An 18,366-nucleotide genomic window follows, 5' to 3' on the forward strand; every position below is an offset into this window, starting at 1 on the left:
CGCGTCGCCCTAAGCATGAGCGAACCACCATCTGAAAGAGCTTCCATGGCCAGCATTGAAATGATCGTCGCAGCCCGCGCCCGCCTGCGCGGACATGCACGCCGCACACCGCTTCTGTCGTCTCCGTTCCTCAACGACATCGCCGGACGGCGCGTCTTCGTGAAGGCCGAATGCCTGCAGCATACGGGCTCATTCAAATTCCGCGGCGGCTGGGCGGCGGTCTCATCGCTTGATCCGGCTGTCCGCGCCCGCGGCGTTATCGCGTTTTCATCAGGCAATCACGCGCAGGGCGTCGCCCTTGCCGCCAAGCTGCACGGCGTACCCTCCGTCATCATCATGCCGTCCGATGCGCCGAAGCTGAAGATTGCCAACACCCGCGCGCTCGGTGCCGAAGTCGTGCTCTACGACCGCGCGACGCAGGACCGCGACGCGCTCGGCGCTGAGCTGTCGACCGAGAGGAAGCTGACGCTGATCAAGCCCTTCGACGAGCCGCAGGTGATTGCCGGTCAGGGGACGACGGGCCTCGAAATTGCCGAGCAGGCCGAGGAAGAAGGCGTCAAGTCTGCCGAGGTTCTGGTTCCCTGCGGCGGCGGCGGACTTTCCTCCGGCATAGCGCTGGCGCTGGAAGCGAGCGCCCCGGCGTTTCGCGTGCGCCCCTGCGAGCCCGAGGGCTTCGACGACACGACGCGCTCGCTTGCATCGGGCAAGATCGAACGCAATGCCACGCTGACCGGCTCGATCTGCGACGCCATCATCACGCCGCAGCCTGGCAACATCACCTTCCCGATCCTGCAGCGGCTTTCCGGTGCCGGCATCGTGGTCAGCGACGACGAGGCGCTCCGCGCCATGGCGATTGCCTTCACGCGGCTTAAGATCGTCGTCGAACCGGGCGGCGCCGTGGCGCTTGCAGCGGCCCTGTTCCATGGCGAGCAGCTGGACGAGGAAGACGCCATCGTCGTCACCTCAGGCGGCAACGTCGATGCCGACATCTTCGCCAGGGCGCTTGCACGACACGGATAAAGGCGGACCGAAACCCGCCTTCCACCAGAGATATCGTCAGGCTGCCTTGTAGCGCTGTGCCGGTGCGGAGCGCGACAGGTTCGGCAGCAATGCCTGGCGGGCATCCTCATACGCCTTCAGCAATCCGGCGTCCTCAAGCGCCGGGATCGTTGCAAATTCGCCTTGATCGAAACCCGCCAGCGCAGCGTCCACCATGTCCTCGGCCGACATGACGATTTCAGAAGGCAGATGCTCGACGGGCGTACCCGCGATGCCCCAGAACTCGGTCGCGGTAGCACCCGGCAGCACCGCCTGTACACGGATGTTCTTGTCCGCCAGCTCGTGTTTGAGAGACTGGCTGAAGGCAAGGACAAAAGCCTTGCTGGCGCCGTAGACGCCATTCAGCACCTCCGGCCCGATGGCGACGATCGAGGCGATGTTGACGATCGATCCGCCGCCGCGGGCAACGAAACCGGGCACGGCGGCATAGGTCAGCCGCGTCAGCGCCGTGACGTTGAGCTCGATCATCGCCTGCATCTTGTCGACGTCGGACGAAAGCAGCGGTGCCGTTCCGCCGACACCGGCATTGTTGACGAGCAGCGTAATGCTGCGGTCGGTTTTCAGCACCTCCTCGACACGACGCAGGTCCGCCTGGTCGCCGAGATCGGCAGTGACCGTCTCGATGGTTCGGCCGGTTTCATCAGTGAGCCTGCTCGCAAGCGCCGAGAGCCTTTCCCAATTGCGGGCAACGAGTATGAGATCGTAGCCGCGCTGTGCGAGCCGCTGCGCGTAAACCGCACCAATGCCCGACGATGCGCCGGTGATCAGCGCCGTACCCCTGGATGCCGGTGTCTTGGATACCGGTGTCTCGGATACCGGTGTCTCGGATACCGGTGTCTCGGATACCGGTGTCTCGGATACCGGTGACTCGGATATCTGTGTCATCGCTTTCTTCCTTCTGCTGCCCCGGCCCCTGCCGTTCGCTTGGGAAGAGTCTTACGACGAATTGCCGACGGCCTGAATGTCATATATACCACCTTTTAGGACAACGGGAGTTTACTGCCGTGCAGACGATCGCCATTCTCCTCTTCCCCGGCTTCCAGGCGATGAGCCTGGCCGCGGTCTCTGTCTTCGAATTCGCCAATATCGACCTTGGCGGCGAGGCCTACGGGATCCGTTATATCTCCAGGACCGGCGGCCCAGTGCCAAGCTCCTTCGGAATGTCCATCGACACCGAGCCCTTCGGCGATCCGGCCTTCGACACGCTGATGATCTCGGGCGCCCCCGGCATCATGCTGCCGACCCAGGCCGAGAGCGATTTCATTCGCGCCGCCCTCGGCAATTCCCGCCGCGTCGCCTCGATCTGCACCGGCGCCTTCTTCCTGGCGGAGGCCGGCGTCCTGGACGGCCGCCGCGCAACGACCCACTGGCTTCTCGCCCGCGAACTGCAGGTCCGCTATCCCAGGATCAAGATGGAGGAAGACCGCATCTTCATCGTCGACGGATCGGTCTGGACATCGGCAGGCATGACGGCAGGCGTCGATCTCGCTCTGGCCATGGTCGAGAAGGATCACGGTGCCGACATCGCACGGTCCGTGGCCCGCAAGCTCGTCGTCTACCACCGCCGGGCCGGCGGCCAATCGCAGTTTTCGACCCTTCTGGAGCTCGAACCGAAGTCGGATCGCATCCAAAAGGCGCTCGCCTATGCGCGCGGCAATCTGAAGAACATCCTTTCTGTCGAAGAGCTTGCCGAGGCGGCTCATCTGAGCCCTCGCCAGTTCAGCCGCGCCTTTCGCTCCGAGACGGGACAATCCCCGGCCAAGGCCGTCGAGAACCTGCGCCTGGAGGCGGCGCGGCTGATGATGGAGCAGGGTCGCCACCCGATCGATATCGTCGCCATGGAAACCGGCTTTGCCGATCGCGAGCGCATGCGCCGCGCCTTCGTCCGCGCCTTCGGCCAGCCCCCGCAGGCAATCCGCCGCAATGCCCAGCGCGAATTCCAGGCATAGGGCCTCCTGCGGGCAACTTTCTCTTGTCACGGCCGGACGATCTGCTGTGCCGCCCGCTCATCCAACCCTTCGGGCCACCTTTTCCCCGAGGGAGATGGGAGAGCCTCACCAAGCGCTCCCCGCACCGACTGCAGGACGAGTTCTGCGAGCCGCGCCGTTGCCGGACCGGGCTCGGCTTCGGCCCGATGCAACACGAGCCCGAGTCGTGGCAGTTCCGGCAGACCGGATTCATCGGCCATCAGCGGCTTGACCTTGTCGGGCAGGCCGATCGGCGTGCGGATCGTGACGCCGAGCCCCGCGGCGGCGGCGGCCCAAAGTCCGCCAAGGCTTGGGCTGACAAAAGCAAGCCGCCAGGGGATACCGGCCGCGTCGAGCGCCTTGATCGCCGCCGTCCGCAGCAGGCAAGGCGCTTCGAGCGATGCGAGCGGCAACGGTTCTCCACTCTTCGCGCTCCATTCGGAGAGCCCGGCTGCAGGACCGATCCAGCACATCGGCACTTCGCCGATCGGCGCGCAATGCGGCGTCAGGTGGCCGTCGCTCCAGGCCAGCGCCAGGTCGAGCTTGCCAGACGTCACGCGCTCGATCAGCTCGGCATTGCGCACGACGCGGGCCTCGATCCTCACCTTCGGATGGGCCCGCGCGAAACGGCCGAGGACATCGGGCAGCAGGTTCTCGCCGAAGTCCTCCTGCAGCCCGAGCCGCACCCAGCCTTCCAGCTCGACACTGTGAACGGCAGCCGCCGCCTCGTCGTTCAATTCCAGCAGCCGTCGCGCATAGGTCAGCATGGTCTCGCCCGCTTCCGTCAGCGCAAGCCCCCGCCCCGCCTTGCGAAAGATCGGCGTGCCTGCCTGCTCCTCCAGCTTCTTCAGCTGGGCGCTGACCGCCGAGGTCGAGCGCCCGAGCCGCTCGGCCGCCCTTGCGAAGTTGCCGAGCTCCATGCCGGTCGCGAAGGTCCGCAGCACATCAAGATCGAACATCGTTCGGCGCATCGTATTGTCCATATTTTCAGGATCATTGATCCACAAAATTCTGATTTTATGTATTATCGTGTCGTGCGATCCTCCTGCTGTCAAGAGTTCACATCAAGGAGGCTTCCATGCCCTTCGTTCGTATCTCGCTTTTGAAAGGCAAGTCGCCGGACTATCTCAGGGCCATATCGGACAGCATCCACCGCGCCATGGTCGAGGCGTTCAACGTGCCGCCTGCCGATCGCTTTCAGGTGTTTCATCAGCACGAACCCGCCGAGTTGATCTTCGATCGCAACTATCTCGCCGGTCCGCGCTCCGACGACTTCGTGCTATTTGCCATCACCGCCGGCAAGCCGCGCTCGACGCAGACGCGCAAGGCATTCTTCCAGCGCGCCGTCGAACTGCTCGCACAATCCCCCGGCCTCAGACCGGAGGACGTGATGATCGTCGTGACGACGACGTCACCGGACGAATGGTCGTTCGGCAACGGCGAACAGCAGATGACCGAACCCGGCTGGGAAATCCGTGCCATGGAGACAGCACCATGAGCGGCAATCCCGATCGCATGACCGTCCGCCGCCCCGGCAACGCCGTCCGCTCGCCGCAGGGCGCTGCCACGGCCCCGTTCTGGGTCGAGATGTTGCTGGAAGGCAGTGCGGATGGGGAAAACACAGCCATGCGGGCGAGCCTCGACCCCGGCACGATAACCAACTGGCACACGCATCCGCGCGGCCAGCTGCTCTACGTTCTCTCCGGCAAGGGGCTCGCCCAGCGAGACGGCGGGCATGTCGAAGAACTGCGCACCGCAGACGCGGTCTGGTTTGCCGCCGGCGAAAAGCACTGGCATGGCGCCGCCGGCGACAGCACCTTCAGCTACATCAGCATCCAGGCGGCCGAAGCCGGTCGCTTCGTCGATTGGCTGGAACCGGTGGAGATCACGCGATGATCGCCATGCAGTACAGCTTCACCCTGCCTGCCGACTACGACATGTCGATCATCAACCGCCGAATTCGCGACAAGGGGCCGATGCTCGACGGCTTTGCGAACCTCGGCTTCAAGGCCTATCTCAGCGCCCGCAAGGGCGAGTTCGGCTCCACTGAAAACCTCTATGCGCCGTTCTATCTCTGGCAAAAACCGGAAGGCGCCGGCGATTTCCTCTGCGGCCCCGGTTTCGAGGCACTGACGCAATCCTTCGGCTGGCCGCAGGTCAAAACCTGGATCGTCTGGCAAGCCGAAACCGCCTCAGCCGTCGCGGAAGCCAGGTTCGCCACTCGGGAGGTCTTTCCGATCGAACCCTATGCGTCGCTCGGGCACATCAGGGAAGAGGAAACCAAGCGCGCGCAAGGCGAGGCGCGACGAAGCGATGTTTTGGCCTCCGTCTCGGCCTTCGAGCCGACGAGCTGGACGATCGTGCGCTTCAGCCTTCGTCGAGCCGCACCCCCGACTGCCGCAGGCGGCCAGATCTATCGCGTCGGCCACGTGTMCGTGGCCTAGGGTCAGGACCTATTAATTTCGTTTGGGATGTGATTCAGAGTCTCCGGGCGGATTCGACTCCTTGTTGCTCGCTAGAATGCGCCTAACACAGGACTCATCTAGAAACTCGTCATCGTGTAGCCCCTCGGCCTTTTCAGCACAGAAACGCTTCCATCCCCACCCGATGAGACACGCTGCTCACGGATGAGTGAACACGTCCTCGACAATTTTGCTTGCACACAATTTAATTGCGCGATATCAAAAATCCGAAATGAGTATTTTCAAAGGAAATCCTATGTACAAGTTTCTCAAAATCGCGATCGCAGCCGCAGCGCTGACTTCTTCGATCACCCCCGTGTTCGCCGACACAGCGGCCAAGCCGACCATAGTTTTGGTCCATGGAGCTTTCGCAGATGCTTCCAGCTGGAACGGCGTGATCGCTCGCCTTGAGAAGGATGGCTACCCGGTCGTCGCCGTCGCTAATCCTCTCCGTAGCGTAAAAACCGACGGGGACTATGTCCGCCGGGTGGTTTCGTCGCTGAACACTTCTGTCGTGCTCGTCGGCCACTCTTATGGCGGATCGGTTATCACGGAAGCTGCGGAGCCTGCACACGTGAAGTCGCTCGTCTATGTCGCAGCTTTCGCTCCTGACGCCGGGGAAACGGCGGCGGATCTGTCGGGCAAATTCCCGGGAGGGACTCTTGCGAGCGCTCTATCCGCTCCGGTCGACCTGGCTGATGGCCAGAAGGACCTGTACATTGACCAGGCAAAATTTCATTCGCAGTTCGCTGCCGACGTGTCTGCCAAGGATGCTGCTCTGATGGCTGCCACTCAACGCCCAGTGACCGTTGCCGCTCTGAATGAGAAGTCCTCAAGCGCAGCTTGGAAGACCATTCCTTCCTATTTTGTTTACGGTGACGCCGACAAAAACATCCCGGCTAAGGCGCTGGGATGGATGGCTGAGCGAGCGCATTCAAAGGACACCGAGGTCGTGAAAGGCGCGTCCCATGTCGTAATGGTTTCGCATCCGGACCAGGTGGCGAAGTTGATCGAGAAGGCTGCGAAGTAGGGTCGCCGGATGGTGCGACAAAGGTAGCTTCGTCATGGCGGGCGCAAAACTCCCACGTGCGCCCGCCGTCGGGTATCGTTTTAATCAGCAGGTGAGCGGCCGAGGCTCGCCCTGCTGGTAACTAGGGTCAGGACTCGTTAATCACAGCCAGAAGATGACAGTAGCTGCGATGCAGATTGCGGAGAAGAAGATGTGGGCGCATCGGTCTTAGCGTGTTGCGATTCTCCTCCAGTCCTTGAGCTTGGCGAAGGTTCTCGACCTTGTGTCTGCGACGATAGAGAGCTTTGTCGTAGACGTATGGTTTCTTCCGGCTTTTAGAGGACGGGATGCAGGGCTCAATGCCCCTGGCAAGAAGCTCTTGGCGGAACCAGGTGCTGTCGTAGCCCTTATTGGCGATGAGGCAATCGGCTTTGGGCAACGCGTTGAGGACGATCCGGGCGCCCTTGTGGTCGCTCATCTGGCCTTCAGAGAGCAGCATGATGATCGGCCGGCCGTCATCATCGGAAACGGCATGGAGCTTCGAGTTCAGTCCGCCCTTGGTTCGCCCGATACGACGGGGAACATCCCCTTTTTTAGAAGGCTTGCCGCGGTGCGGTGGGCCTTCAGATGTGTCGCGTCGATCATGATGCGCTCAGGCTGGGCGCCTTCGCCGGCCAAAGCGGCGAAAATCCTGTCGAACACACCGAGCCGGCTCCAGCGAATGAAGCGGTTGTAGAGCGTCTTATGTGGCCCATACTGCGAAGGTGCATCCTTCCACTGCAGACCATTGCGGATCACATAGACGATACCACTGACGACGCGCTGGTCATCGACACGCGCCACCCCATGAGAAAGCGGAAAATGCGGAGAGATCCGAGCCATTTGGCGCGCGCTTAGCAGAAACAAATCACCCATCAGGACCTCCTTCAATGGAGACTCTGAATCACATCCCAAACGAAATTAATAGGTCCTGACCCTAGATCAGACGGTCGCCCGGCGATAGAGCGCAAGCGATCCGGCCAGGGCGAGCAGCGCGCCACCACAGGCGCGCTCGATCCACACCGCGCCCGCCGCCTTAAGGAACCGGACGGCCTGCGAGCCGAAGATCGCGTAGCCGAGCATGATCAGGAAATCGAGCGAAGCGAAGATCAGCGCCAGCAACGCATACTGTGTCGCCTGCGGCATAGTGGGATCGATAAACTGCGGCAGGAAGGCGGAGAAGAACAGATAGCCCTTGGGATTGGTGACCGCGACCATGAAGCTCTTCAGGCCGATCGAAAGCGGCGAGCCGCCGCCTGTTTGCTCGCCGGATTTCAGGGCCGCATCGAACGTGCCCTTCGAACGCAACATCATCATGCCGAGGAAGGCGAGATAGGCAGCGCCGACATATTTCAGCATCGCGAACCAGAATTCCGAGGCGGCCAGCAAAGCGCCCAGCCCGACGGCGACGGCGCCGATCAGCACGAAGTCTGAAAGCACTGCACCCGTCAGACCGGCACTCGCGCGGCGCACGCCGTAGCGCGAACCGTTGGTCAGCGCCAGAAGCACCGTTGGCCCCGGTGTCGCGATGGCGACAAAGGAAACCGCCGCGAATGCGAGAAGCGTAACTGCATGCATGATGCCCTCCCAAGCGTTGATATCCAAGCCTTGCATGTGCAGCCGCGGCCTGCAAGCCGTCCAGAAATATCGCAAATAAAAAAGCCCGCCGCCTTTTCGGGCCGCGGGCTTTGCTTCAATCGATAGCGATGACCTTAGATGCCGCTCTGGCCGTCGGAGCCGATGTAGGCGATGCGGATCATATTGGTGGCACCCGGCGTTCCGAGTGGTACGCCGGCCGAGATGATGATCCGGTCGCCAGGCTTGCCGAAGCCTTCGTCGGCAACGATACGGCAGGCGCGGTTCACCATGTCGTCGAGGTCCGTCGCATCGTGCGTGACGACGCAGTGCAGGCCCCAGACGATCGCCAGGCGGCGTGCGGTCTGGATGACCGGCGACAGCGCCAGGATCGGCACCTGAGGACGCTCGCGCGAGGCGCGAAGACCGGTCGTGCCGGACGAGGTGTAACAGACGATAGCCGACAGCCGCAGCGTTTCGGCGATCTGGCGGGCAGCGAGCGAAATCGCGTCCGCACCGGTTGCCTCCGGCTGGGCGCGCTGCGCGTAGATGATGCCGGGGTAGTGCGGCTCGCGCTCGATGGCGCTGGCGATCGATGCCATCGTCGAAACGGCTTCCACCGGATAGTCGCCGGAAGCGGATTCGGCCGACAGCATGACGGCGTCCGCACCTTCAAAGACGGCTGTCGCAACGTCGGAGACTTCGGCGCGCGTCGGCACCGGCGCCGTGATCATCGATTCCAGCATCTGCGTGGCGACGACGACGGGCTTGCCCGAACGGCGGCAAGCGCGGATCAACTGCTTCTGGATGCCGGGAACGGATTCGAGCGGCATTTCGACGCCGAGGTCGCCACGGGCGACCATCAGCGCGTCGGATAGCTCGATGATTTCCTCGATCCGCTCGATAGCCTGCGGCTTTTCGATCTTCGACATGATGCCGACGCGGCCGCGCGCGATCTTGCGCACTTCGGCCAGATCTTCCGGACGCTGTACGAAGGAAAGTGCCACCCAGTCGACGTCGTCGGTCTCGAGGACGGCGGCGAGGTCGACGCGGTCCTTGTCCGTCAGCACCCCGACGGTAAGCAGCGTGTCGGGAAGGCTGACGCCCTTGCGGTCGGAAATCTTCGTGCCCGAGATGACCGTCGTGACGATGCTCTTGCCGTCGCACTTTTCAGCGCGCAACGCCAGCTTGCCGTCGTCGATCAGCAGGCGGTGCCCGGGCTTTACCGATTCCAGGATCTCGGGATGCGGCAGGTAGACGCGGGTCGCGTCGCCGGGGACGTCCTTGTTGTCGAGCGTGAAGGTATCGCCCGGCTTCAGATCGACCTTGCCGTCGGCAAACTTGCCGACGCGCAGCTTCGGCCCCTGAAGGTCGGCGAGAATGCCGATCGGACGGCCGGAGCGCGCCTCGACGGAACGGATGCGCTTGATCAGCGACCGCATCACGTCATGGCTCGCATGGCTCATGTTGATGCGGAAAACGTCGGCACCGGCCTGGTGCAGCTTCTCGATCATCGATTCCTCGGAGGAGGCCGGTCCGAGGGTTGCGAGGATTTTAACTTTGCGGTTGCGCTTCATCAATTCGGGCTTTCTTGCGTGCCTGGGGTATCGGAAAGTTGGACCATCCAGCTACCCTGGCGGCCCGTGTCATATTCCTTGAAACCCATCTTCTGATAGCCACGGGCATAGCAATCATTGACGCCCGTGATCTTGAACTCGTTCTCTGCCACGCACATCTGCACGTCACCGGTCCATCGGCCTCCCCGGGCGGCGTCTTCTGCGTAGAGATAGTAATAACGGGACTGCAGCTCCCCCTCAATCAGTGTCGCGCAAGTCGTTGCCGGCACCTGCCACCAGCCTTCCGTCATCCAGCCATCCTTGGCTCGATACCCGATCGCCACGCCAACCAGATTCTGCGTCCCATTGCACACGCGAAAATCGGCGCGCGCCACATCGGCAATAAAGAACGGCGAAAACGCCGCAAGGATGAAAAGGGCAAAACGGGCAAGCGGCCCGGAACGCGTAAGGAAACTTGGCGCGGTCTGGATCAACACGACTTCCAATTGGCTCCCGGTTATCAGTTGTTGTGCCTTCTTGCGCTGCCTCCCGGCGAAAGTCAACGCAATGCTAATCGATTATATTCGGGATTGCAGGCCCTGCTCCAAGCATTGCCGCAATGATTGATTGCCGAGTGCGCTTGAACCTCCCCTTTGCCCATGCGATCAGAGACATGCTTGCAAACCTCGATCGGCAATTTCCTTTATGTCCGCCTTCAAATCCTTCGAAATCCTGGCCGGAGATCATGACAAGGGCATGGTGCTTCTGGGCGATCATGCCATGAACCGCCTGCCGGAGCGCTATGGCAGCCTCGGGCTTCCGGAAAGCGCCTTTGCCCGCCACATAGCCTACGATATCGGCATCGAGGCGCTGGTCCGCGCGCTCTCGGCAAGGCTCGGCGTGCCTGCGGTCCTCGGTGGCTTTTCTCGGTTGCTGATCGATCCGAACCGCGGCGAGGACGATCCGACGCTGATCATGAAGATCTCCGACGGCGCCATCATTGCCGGCAACCACCCGATCACCGCGCACGAGTGGACCGGCCGCATCGAGACGTTTCACCGCCCCTATCACAATGCCGTCAGCCAGACGATCGCCGACGTGGCCGACCGGACCGGCAAGGCGCCGCTCGTGCTTTCGCTGCACTCCTATACCCCGGCCTGGAAGGGTGTGCCACGCCCCTGGCATGCGGCCGTGCTTTGGGACAGCGATCAACGCGCCGTCACGCCACTGCTTGACTTGCTCCGCCGCGATCCCGATCTCCTCGTTGGCGACAACGAACCCTATGACGGCGCACTGAAGGGTGACACGATGTACCGGCATTGCATGCTGACCGGCATCCCGCATGCCCTGCTCGAGGTACGCCAGGATCTCGTCGCTGACGATATCGGCGTCGCGGCCTGGGCCGACCGGCTTGCGCCGGTCTTTGAAACAATCAATGCCGATCCGGCACTGCACGCCTATAATGTGCACGTATCGCGGACCGGCCCCTACGCATGAAGGGCCCTACGATGACAAAGAGCGACATGACCGCACTCACGAACGAACAGCAGACCGAATTCGAGGCCGCAGCCTTCCGCAGGCTCGTTGCGCACCTGCGCGATCGGCCGGACGTCCAGAACATCGATCTGATGAACCTCGCCGGCTTCTGCCGCAATTGCCTGTCCAACTGGTACCGCGAGGCGGCCGAAGCCGACGGCGTCGCAATCTCCAAGGACGAGTCGCGCGAGATCGTCTACGGCATGCCATACGAGAAGTGGAGGGACCTTCACCAGAACGAAGCCTCCGCCGATCAAAAAGCCGCATTTGACCTGAACAAACCGCACAAATAGGGTCCAGCCTTTCGAATCGGCTTGACCGCAGCCACGCTTCACGGCAGTCAACGCCATCCGAATTCCACACTCATATCAGGAGTACACGATGTCTGATGCTCACGGCGTTGCCCGCGACCAGCTTCGCGCTTTCATCGAGCGCATTGAACGGCTGGAAGAAGAAAAGAAGACCATCGCCGACGATATCAAGGACGTCTATGGTGAAGCCAAGGGAACCGGCTTCTAATCCCCCGCGAATCGTATGCTTTACGTTTAGAATCAATGACTTGAAAGCAACATACATGGCCGCGACGATATGCGCAAGCGCGTTCGACGGCCGGACCGACAAAGAGGAATTCAAAGCGAATGAGCGAGATCGAAACCAGCACCGAGAACGTCGCTGCCGCGGAGCTGCGCGCATTCATCGAGCGCATCGAGCGCCTCGAGGAGGAGAAGCAGACCATCGCCGACGACATCAAGGACGTGTTCGGGGAGGCGAAGGGCCGGGGTTACGATACAAAGGCGATGAAAACGATTATCCGGCTAAGGAAAAAGGACGCCAACGAGCGCATGGAGGAGGAGTCGATCCTGCAGACCTACATGAACGCTCTCGGCATGGAGTAAAGACCGAACGGACGGCGTCCACCGGCCGCCCGAAGCGGCGGCCGGGCGCGCCAGTCAGTTCACCGGCTTCAGGCGGCCGGGGTCGAGCCCGGCGAGCCGCACGAGCACGCGGAGCTCGTCCGGCTTCACGAGCACCAAGTCCCCGTAGTCGGTCAGAATGCGGCCGCCATCGTTGATCAGCCCCATGCCGACGAGAAGTTCGTTGTCATGTAGGCGGGCCACCAGCCTCTCGATCGGCTCGCGGTCGTCCCCGGAGAGCTGGCCTCGTATCGAGCGGGCCACGTCCTCGAAGGAAAAGGTCTCCCGCTTTCCGAGGTCGACACCGGCCAGCCGGTGAAAGAACGCGGCCAGCGTGTCGAACTTCCGTTGGGCGAGCCGACCGGCCACCAGCTCAGTCCTGACGATCGCCTGTTCATTGAAGTCGAGCTTCTCGGCGATGATGTCGTCGGACCTCCGGGCCCTCGTCCCGGACTTGGGCCGCGACGGCCGGGCTTGCCCCGCCCGCTCCCGCTCGCGGGCCTTGACGTACGACGACAGGCCGGGGTCGTGAGCGATCGTGTCCAGGGTCGGGCCGGGCGGCTCCGTGCGAGGCGAGACGAACTGCCTCATCTTCCGGTACTCATGGACGCTGCGGTAGACCAGCGCGCGGTTAGGCACGAACCAGTCCTTCCTCCAACCGCACTGCCGCGCCAGCTTGAGCGCATGGCCGGAGAGGACATCGTCGCAGGCCTCCCTGAGCCTCGACAGCGTGCCCTGACGCGAGGCATTGTCCTCGGCCTCCATAAGGAGGCCCTTCATGATGGTTTCGGACTCGATCGACTCCATCAAGGCCGATCTCCCGATAGCGACGCCAGAAGCCGGGCCGCCTGAGGCATTCCGTTGGGCTGCGGCCGCGCCGCCGCCTCCTCGATGACGGTGGCGACTTCCTGGATCGCCGACTGCGGTATCCCTTGGGCGCTCTCTTCGAGGACGCGCTGGAACTCCTCCACCTCCCCGAAAAGATCCATGAAGACGTCGCCAATTGCGACGAGCGACTCGATCTTCTCATCTTCGGGGATCCGGTGCAGCACCTCCTCGAGACCGTTCGCACGCAGCACGGAGCGGACCTGGCGCTCGACCTCCAGAGGCACCGCGGGTGGTAGTTCGACACGCGCCGCCGGAATGACGACCGCGTCCCTCATGACGAGAAGAAGCATCGCCAGATCGTGCACGCGACGTTCCTCGGTCGCGACCTTCTCGTGCTCGAACACCGAATTCAGCAGGATCACGGAGTTCGGCGCGCGCCCGGCGAGCCGCGCCGCCTTGGCGGCGACGTCGATTCTCTTGAGATGCTCCTGTTCGAGCCGCAGTTCGTTCGTCAAGTTCCGGCGGAGCGTTTCCTCCGCTGCGACCGCGCCGACCAACGCCTGAACGGGCCTTCCTTCAGCCTCAAGCCTCGCAACCGTCCTATTGAGATCGGCACTCCTCGTCCCCGACATCCGAAGCTCGATCTTCAGGAGATTTATGCGGTTGACAACCCCGGCCCTGAAAGCCCAGCCCCGGCCGCTGTACAGGCATCCGCCGCATGCGCGCGGGCGCCAGACCGGGATGCGCTGGCCGCTTTTCTGCGCACCGGTGGCGCAGTCACCGCCGATGCACAAGCCGTGCATGAACACGTCGAGCGAAGGCATCCGCGCGCTGTCCCTCATTTCGCGCAATCTTGCGGATTGGGGCGAGTTCTTCCCCGATACGGCTTCGACCTGTTCGGAGATCTGCCGCAGCGCCTCGGGTCGACTGGTGGCGACACCTTCGATCAGTTCCGTGTCGTAGGTCGCCATCTGAACCAGGCTATGGACACGCCAATCGCGCACCCTGTTGTAAGAGTGCGTCGTCGGATCGCCTGCATGCCCCAAGTGGGTCCTGAGCGCGCTTATCGCAACACCACGCTCGTCACCGTTGGTCACGAGGCTTCGACGATGATCGTGGATGGTCGTCAGGGCAAGGTCATCTTCGAGATCGACGAGCGGGTACTCCCGGCCGAGTCTTTCGTTGACGATCGGCTGGGCCATCTTGAGGAAGGCCTTGTAGTAGCTCCTGACCGAGCTATCGGACACGACGTCTTGGAAGGCGTTGGGAGTTCGGAGCAACGGGAACACCGGCGCAAACAGGTCGTCATTGGTCTCGGCCACCCTGCTACTATTGTCGATGGAGACGACAGGCGCCTTCATCGGATTGTATCGGATCTGCAGTTCACGCATCCTGCAGATCGGCTCTACCAACTCGTCCGGCAGGTAGGCCGTCTCGTACGGACCGCCTTTCGCGACGCACAGGTACATTGCATTGACCTCGGTGCGGTCGGCGTCGTCCAGACGCAGGTATCGGATCGCAAACTCGCTGCGGCCGGCGATCGCGCAGGGAAGCCCATTCGGCGCGTCGGTCATCGTGAACGGGTCGTAGAAGCGCTCGTCGCCTTCGCCGGAATCAAACCACCTGATCGACCTTAACCGATGACCGGTGCGCAACGAGATGTCGAGCGCAAGCGGGACGGCCATCCAAAACACCACGGAGTAGCGTCCCCCGGCGTCCCTGAGATTGACGTCGTACCAACCGAGGCTGCGGGCAAAGCCGTAATCCCCCTCCCTGTTCAACTCGATCAGGATGTCGATCACCGCTTGGTCCAGCGCCCGGCCCGCTCTGCCTTTCTTGGAGGCCGCTCCTCCAGGCAGACGGTCGAAGGTCGGATCGAACGGACAAGGCACGTCCGCGTCGTAGCCGTCCCTGACGGCGCCGGCCTTCCAGATGAGGCACATCTTGCTCATTGCAGCGCGGGCCGCGTGACCCCCCACCTCCGCGCAACGCGTTTGGAGGAATTCGAAGAAGGTCTCGTGTGGAGAAATCTCCGAGCGTACATGGTCGTGCCTACGGATGTCGCGAAGACGACGGACGCCCCGATCAGGACCAAGAAGAAGCGTGTAGACAAGGAAGAGATCGAGCGCATCGCGGACCGCCCTCATGTACTGCACCTTGAACGTCGGAAGCAGCTCCCGCATCTCCGCGGCAAGCTCGCGGGTGTGCTCCGGTATGGTTATCTCAGACCAGTCGCGCCCGAGTATCCTCGACGCCTTCTTCATGTTCGACTTGCCGGGATGGCCGACCCAGCGGAACGCCTCCACCGACGAGAGCTTCTTGCGGCCGTCCAGAAGGCGGGCCTCGCCGCGCTGGACGACGTCGACCTCGAACACATGCACCAGATGCTTGTATACGTGGTTGATGGACGAGGACCGCCCCTGGTCGCTGCCTCCGAAGCGGGTCTTCATGTGAAAGAGCGTCGTCGAGCAGAAGCGGCGTTCCGACCACATCGTGCTGCATAACGCGGCCATGACGAAGACGTTCGGCACCTGCCGCAGCGAGGTCAGCTCGCGCGGCGCGGTGGCCAGGATCCCGTCAGCTACATCCCGCGAGTGCGGAGGCACGGACATCGTGAGCAACAGCGGCCTGAGATGGTCCGGCCAGAAGGCAAGGAGACGGTCGTAGAACCGCAACGGGAGGAGCCAGACACCTCTCGCCGCAAGGAACTGGGCGAACCAAATCGCCGCATAGGTCCGGCCGGTGCCCTTCGCAGCCGACTCGCCCTTCACCTTAGGGACCGGAGCGATGTTCCTCTCCATCTCGGCGGCGATTTCACGCAAGGCTCCGGCCGTACTGAAGTCGACGCTCAACACCTTCTCCTTGAGGGCCGACAATCCAACCTGATCGCGCTGGCTGAAGCGGAGGGCGACGTCGAGGTCGCCCTCGAGGACCAGATCGACGATTCGAGCTCTCGCCTCGGCGGAAAGGCTTGCCAGAACGTCGGAAGCCTTTCCCCACTCGCGCGGTATGTTCTGTCTGGGACGTCCGTGCGGAGTGAGCGACGGCACGGCGCCCAGTTCGATCAGGGCCTGGACGACGGGCCCATTCTCGAAGACGTGCAGCCTGTCGTCCGCGCCGCCGCGCGTCAGCAATCCGACCAGCGTATGCCGGCGATCCGCGGCGTGCTCAGCGTTGAGGTTCAGGTGCCCGTACTTCTTCATCGCCGCGCCGTACTCCATGCCGAGGAGCGTCCGTAGCTCCATACGCAGGGTCCGCTCGAACTCGCTCCAGAGCTCGGAGAGATCAATCTTGGCGGGCAGGATCAGGAGAACGATCTTGTCTGACACGTTGATCGCGCAGCCGCCGTCCGCATCGGAATACAAAATATGTTCGTCGGGATAGAGTTCCATCAGTTCCTCCTTGCGCTCAGTGTCTTGTGCAGATCGGACAGCCGCCGACCGTAGTCCTCCTGCGAATCGACGCTACGCTGACGAAGCACGATCTGGATTTCTTGCGGGGAGAGGCCGATCTTCGTTTTCGCGTACCATTCGCAGAAGTGCCGGAGACCGTGGCCGTGACCGCCGTCGTCAAAGTGGGGCTCGATCCCGACGCGCCGGCACGCGACCCCGACGACCCGGCGCAGGTTGCGGTGTCTTATCTGGCCGCCGCGATGTTTTGGATCGGTAGGGTTTATCCAGAAGTAAGGATGGCGGTCGTCGGTCCGAAGCTCTTCATGCAAAGCGAGGACGTGGGGAACAAGGCGGGCGAACTCCTTCGCATACCGATCGACAACCCAGAACCCCCATGACAGCGCGCGCCGATCGAACAGCAGCATGGACTTCCATCCGAGCCGCTCCTTGCGGGACGAATTCCAGAGGCAAGATGTCGTTCCCCAGTCTTGCTTGAGGACCTCCTTGCGGGAGATTCCGGCTCGTAGTGCGAAGCTTTTCCCAATCCAGGTCGACTCGTCCGGATGCGCATAGATGACGAACGGATTTCCGTCGTCCGACGCACCAAACTTGCTTGCATAGCTTGCCGGCAGGACGTCGCACCGCCACATTTGCAGGAACTCGGAAAAACGCGCCCCCTGCGCGGCGAGAAGGCACAAGGCCGCCCGATAAAGCGGGTTCGGCTCAAGGTCGATCATGTCGTCCATCTGATCTTCAGTTGGGAACTTGACGATCTTCTTCGCCGTCTTGACCGCAGGGGTCGCAAGCTTCTTCAAGTCGTCCGGAAAATCCGCCTGACCCTCCTGCAACTCCGCCCAGCGCATACGCTGCACGTCCAGATGCTGCAGAATGCCGGCCGTCGGCCGGACCGGCATTCTCTGGGCGAACAGGCGGCTATCGGCCGCCAGCGCCTGCGCGAAGGGGGAATACGTCCGATCCTGGCTACGACAAAAGCGGACGTAGGTCCGGATGTCATGAAACTCGGTGCGCACGGTCGAATACAGAACTGGGCGAGGACCTGTGAGGCGCTCCGCCAGGTAGTTCCATATCACAAGGTTGGCGTCCTCCCCGGCACGCATGGTAAGCCCTGAACGCCGCCAGAAGTCGTGGACGGCGCCGACCGTCACCACCATGCGCCGAAGGGCGTCGAACTTCTCGACGGCGGCGCGATTCAATGCAAACTGGTAGGCGTCCGCGGGAACATCCACGGCTCCGTCCGTCGCCACGATCAGCAACGGTAGCGGGATTACCATGACTTCAGATCCTCTCCGGACGAGGGCGGGAAGATCGATGACCACGCTCGGCGGCGCGGAGGATAGATCGTCGCCGAGCGGCTCCGCCCCCACGGACTCCCTCTCTTGTTCTTCAGGTCGGTTCTTCATCTACTCGCACCGGGTGCAGCTCTTGACGAAGCGTTCGGAGCCAGAAGCCTCCGCCGCCTTGGAGGATGTGCGTAGATCAAAAACGGATTTGCGTCGGGCCTCGCCGTCTTGGCCTGCGCCTGCCCGCGTGTTTCATTTTTTGCTAGCCTGGTCGTCATCGTTGCCTCGTCCGGTCGCTTGCGTACGCGGGATCCGAAAACAATCTGGACGCGCCGTCAACGAGGAAGATCGGAGACAGTCTCTCATTAAGCATCTGATATCAAAGCACTTTCAAAGGATTCGAGGCTTGGCGACAGCACGTCCTCGATAACGCTCGAGTCCTTCACCCGCGCTACGACACGAATCCTTCGGGGTCTCGAGAAATCAGTGACTTGATGGGGGATGCAGAAACCGCGTTGATGCGGAGCGAAGGACACACGAGTCCTTGGCCGATTTTTGGGCAGGGACCGGATGTTTTCCGACGCATCCGAAGGTTCGACTGCCCACAAAAAAAACGGCCGTGACAGCGAACCGCCTCGTGCCGTCCTGGCAGAGGTTTCCGTCAGCCCAAAAATGGCGCGGCTAAAGGGCGCTGCCTGGTGATTCGCTCATTCGCGCTGCAGGTTTAA

Annotated in this window: 17 protein-coding genes and 2 pseudogenes; 10 read left to right on the forward strand and 9 right to left on the reverse strand. The window is 62.4% G+C overall.

Features of this window, described 5'->3' with window-relative positions; translation table 11 throughout:
- Window positions 1–45 precede the first annotated feature (45 nt).
- A complete protein-coding gene (locus AC1DMK_RS08785; protein ID WP_477858402.1) occupies window positions 46–1,020 on the forward strand; it encodes a threonine ammonia-lyase in 975 nt (324 codons plus the stop codon).
- Window positions 1,021–1,056: 36 nt separating this feature from the next.
- On the opposite strand, the gene AC1DMK_RS08790 is transcribed toward AC1DMK_RS08785, so the two are convergent.
- A complete protein-coding gene (locus AC1DMK_RS08790) occupies window positions 1,057–1,944 on the reverse strand; it encodes an SDR family NAD(P)-dependent oxidoreductase (protein WP_477858403.1) in 888 nt (295 codons plus the stop codon).
- Between the two features lie 119 nt (window positions 1,945–2,063).
- Here AC1DMK_RS08790 and AC1DMK_RS08795 point away from each other — a divergent pair, with 119 nt between their 5' ends.
- A complete protein-coding gene (locus AC1DMK_RS08795; protein ID WP_477858405.1) occupies window positions 2,064–3,008 on the forward strand; it encodes a GlxA family transcriptional regulator in 945 nt (314 codons plus the stop codon).
- A 26-nt stretch (window positions 3,009–3,034) separates the two neighbouring features.
- On the opposite strand, the gene AC1DMK_RS08800 is transcribed toward AC1DMK_RS08795, so the two are convergent.
- Entirely contained in the window at window positions 3,035–3,997 is a 963-nt protein-coding gene (locus AC1DMK_RS08800) for a LysR substrate-binding domain-containing protein (protein WP_477858407.1), read from the reverse strand.
- A gap of 107 nt (window positions 3,998–4,104) precedes the next feature.
- Between AC1DMK_RS08800 and AC1DMK_RS08805 the strand changes: the two genes are divergently transcribed.
- From AC1DMK_RS08805 to AC1DMK_RS08820, 4 genes are all read left to right on the forward strand, one after another.
- Window positions 4,105–4,524 (forward strand): tautomerase family protein, encoded by a 420-nt coding sequence (locus AC1DMK_RS08805; RefSeq protein WP_477858409.1) that lies wholly within the window; start codon window positions 4,105–4,107, stop codon window positions 4,522–4,524.
- Complete coding sequence (locus tag AC1DMK_RS08810; protein ID WP_037069394.1) at window positions 4,521–4,922, forward strand: cupin domain-containing protein; 402 nt, start codon at window positions 4,521–4,523, stop codon at window positions 4,920–4,922. Before AC1DMK_RS08805 ends, AC1DMK_RS08810 begins: the two co-directional genes overlap by 4 nt.
- Window positions 4,919–5,470 (forward strand): DUF4865 family protein, encoded by a 552-nt coding sequence (locus AC1DMK_RS08815; protein WP_477858411.1) that lies wholly within the window; start codon window positions 4,919–4,921, stop codon window positions 5,468–5,470. The genes AC1DMK_RS08810 and AC1DMK_RS08815 overlap by 4 nt, the downstream gene beginning before the upstream one ends.
- Window positions 5,471–5,720: 250 nt before the next feature.
- The gene (locus tag AC1DMK_RS08820) at window positions 5,721–6,518 is read left to right on the forward strand and encodes an alpha/beta fold hydrolase (protein WP_477858413.1); all 798 of its coding nucleotides are present in this window, start codon (window positions 5,721–5,723) and stop codon (window positions 6,516–6,518) included.
- Between the two features lie 141 nt (window positions 6,519–6,659).
- Here AC1DMK_RS08820 and AC1DMK_RS08825 read toward each other — a convergent pair.
- From AC1DMK_RS08825 to AC1DMK_RS08840, 4 genes and pseudogenes are all read right to left on the reverse strand, one after another.
- Window positions 6,660–7,412, reverse strand: a pseudogene (locus tag AC1DMK_RS08825) (IS5 family transposase).
- Between the two features lie 66 nt (window positions 7,413–7,478).
- The gene (locus AC1DMK_RS08830) at window positions 7,479–8,114 is read right to left on the reverse strand and encodes a LysE family translocator (protein WP_477858414.1); all 636 of its coding nucleotides are present in this window, start codon (window positions 8,112–8,114) and stop codon (window positions 7,479–7,481) included.
- Window positions 8,115–8,248: 134 nt separating this feature from the next.
- Window positions 8,249–9,688, reverse strand: coding sequence for a pyruvate kinase (gene pyk / locus AC1DMK_RS08835; protein ID WP_477858416.1), 1,440 nt, complete (start codon window positions 9,686–9,688; stop codon window positions 8,249–8,251).
- Window positions 9,688–10,173: a DUF1036 domain-containing protein gene (locus tag AC1DMK_RS08840; RefSeq protein ID WP_113000462.1), complete on the reverse strand. Its 486-nt coding sequence runs from the start codon at window positions 10,171–10,173 to the stop codon at window positions 9,688–9,690. Before AC1DMK_RS08840 ends, pyk begins: the two co-directional genes overlap by 1 nt.
- 199 nt (window positions 10,174–10,372) lie before the next feature.
- Here AC1DMK_RS08840 and AC1DMK_RS08845 point away from each other — a divergent pair, with 199 nt between their 5' ends.
- The 4 genes and pseudogenes from AC1DMK_RS08845 to AC1DMK_RS08860 all read left to right on the forward strand — a co-directional run bounded on the left by AC1DMK_RS08845 (window position 10,373) and on the right by AC1DMK_RS08860 (window position 12,099).
- Entirely contained in the window at window positions 10,373–11,164 is a 792-nt protein-coding gene (locus tag AC1DMK_RS08845; RefSeq protein ID WP_477858417.1) for an N-formylglutamate amidohydrolase, read from the forward strand.
- A gap of 26 nt (window positions 11,165–11,190) precedes the next feature.
- Window positions 11,191–11,496, forward strand: coding sequence for a DUF1244 domain-containing protein (locus AC1DMK_RS08850; RefSeq protein WP_477858598.1), 306 nt, complete (start codon window positions 11,191–11,193; stop codon window positions 11,494–11,496).
- 88 nt (window positions 11,497–11,584) lie between these two features.
- Window positions 11,585–11,719: pseudogene (locus AC1DMK_RS08855) on the forward strand (GapR family DNA-binding domain-containing protein); the annotation flags it as partial.
- Window positions 11,720–11,841: 122 nt separating this feature from the next.
- The gene (locus tag AC1DMK_RS08860) at window positions 11,842–12,099 is read left to right on the forward strand and encodes a DUF2312 domain-containing protein (protein WP_131665551.1); all 258 of its coding nucleotides are present in this window, start codon (window positions 11,842–11,844) and stop codon (window positions 12,097–12,099) included.
- A 54-nt stretch (window positions 12,100–12,153) separates the two neighbouring features.
- Here AC1DMK_RS08860 and AC1DMK_RS08865 read toward each other — a convergent pair whose 3' ends face one another.
- Genes AC1DMK_RS08865 through AC1DMK_RS08875 form a run of 3 tightly spaced genes read right to left on the reverse strand, consistent with a single transcriptional unit; the run spans window position 12,154 to window position 17,629 of the window.
- Window positions 12,154–12,924 (reverse strand): hypothetical protein, encoded by a 771-nt coding sequence (locus AC1DMK_RS08865; RefSeq protein ID WP_477858419.1) that lies wholly within the window; start codon window positions 12,922–12,924, stop codon window positions 12,154–12,156.
- A complete protein-coding gene (locus AC1DMK_RS08870; protein WP_477858420.1) occupies window positions 12,924–16,337 on the reverse strand; it encodes a hypothetical protein in 3,414 nt (1,137 codons plus the stop codon). Before AC1DMK_RS08870 ends, AC1DMK_RS08865 begins: the two co-directional genes overlap by 1 nt.
- Window positions 16,337–17,629, reverse strand: coding sequence for a site-specific integrase (locus AC1DMK_RS08875; protein WP_477858421.1), 1,293 nt, complete (start codon window positions 17,627–17,629; stop codon window positions 16,337–16,339). The genes AC1DMK_RS08870 and AC1DMK_RS08875 overlap by 1 nt, the downstream gene beginning before the upstream one ends.
- Between the last annotated feature and the right edge of the window lie 737 nt (window positions 17,630–18,366).

It is taken from the genome of Rhizobium sp. 05L419 (assembly GCF_056397845.1).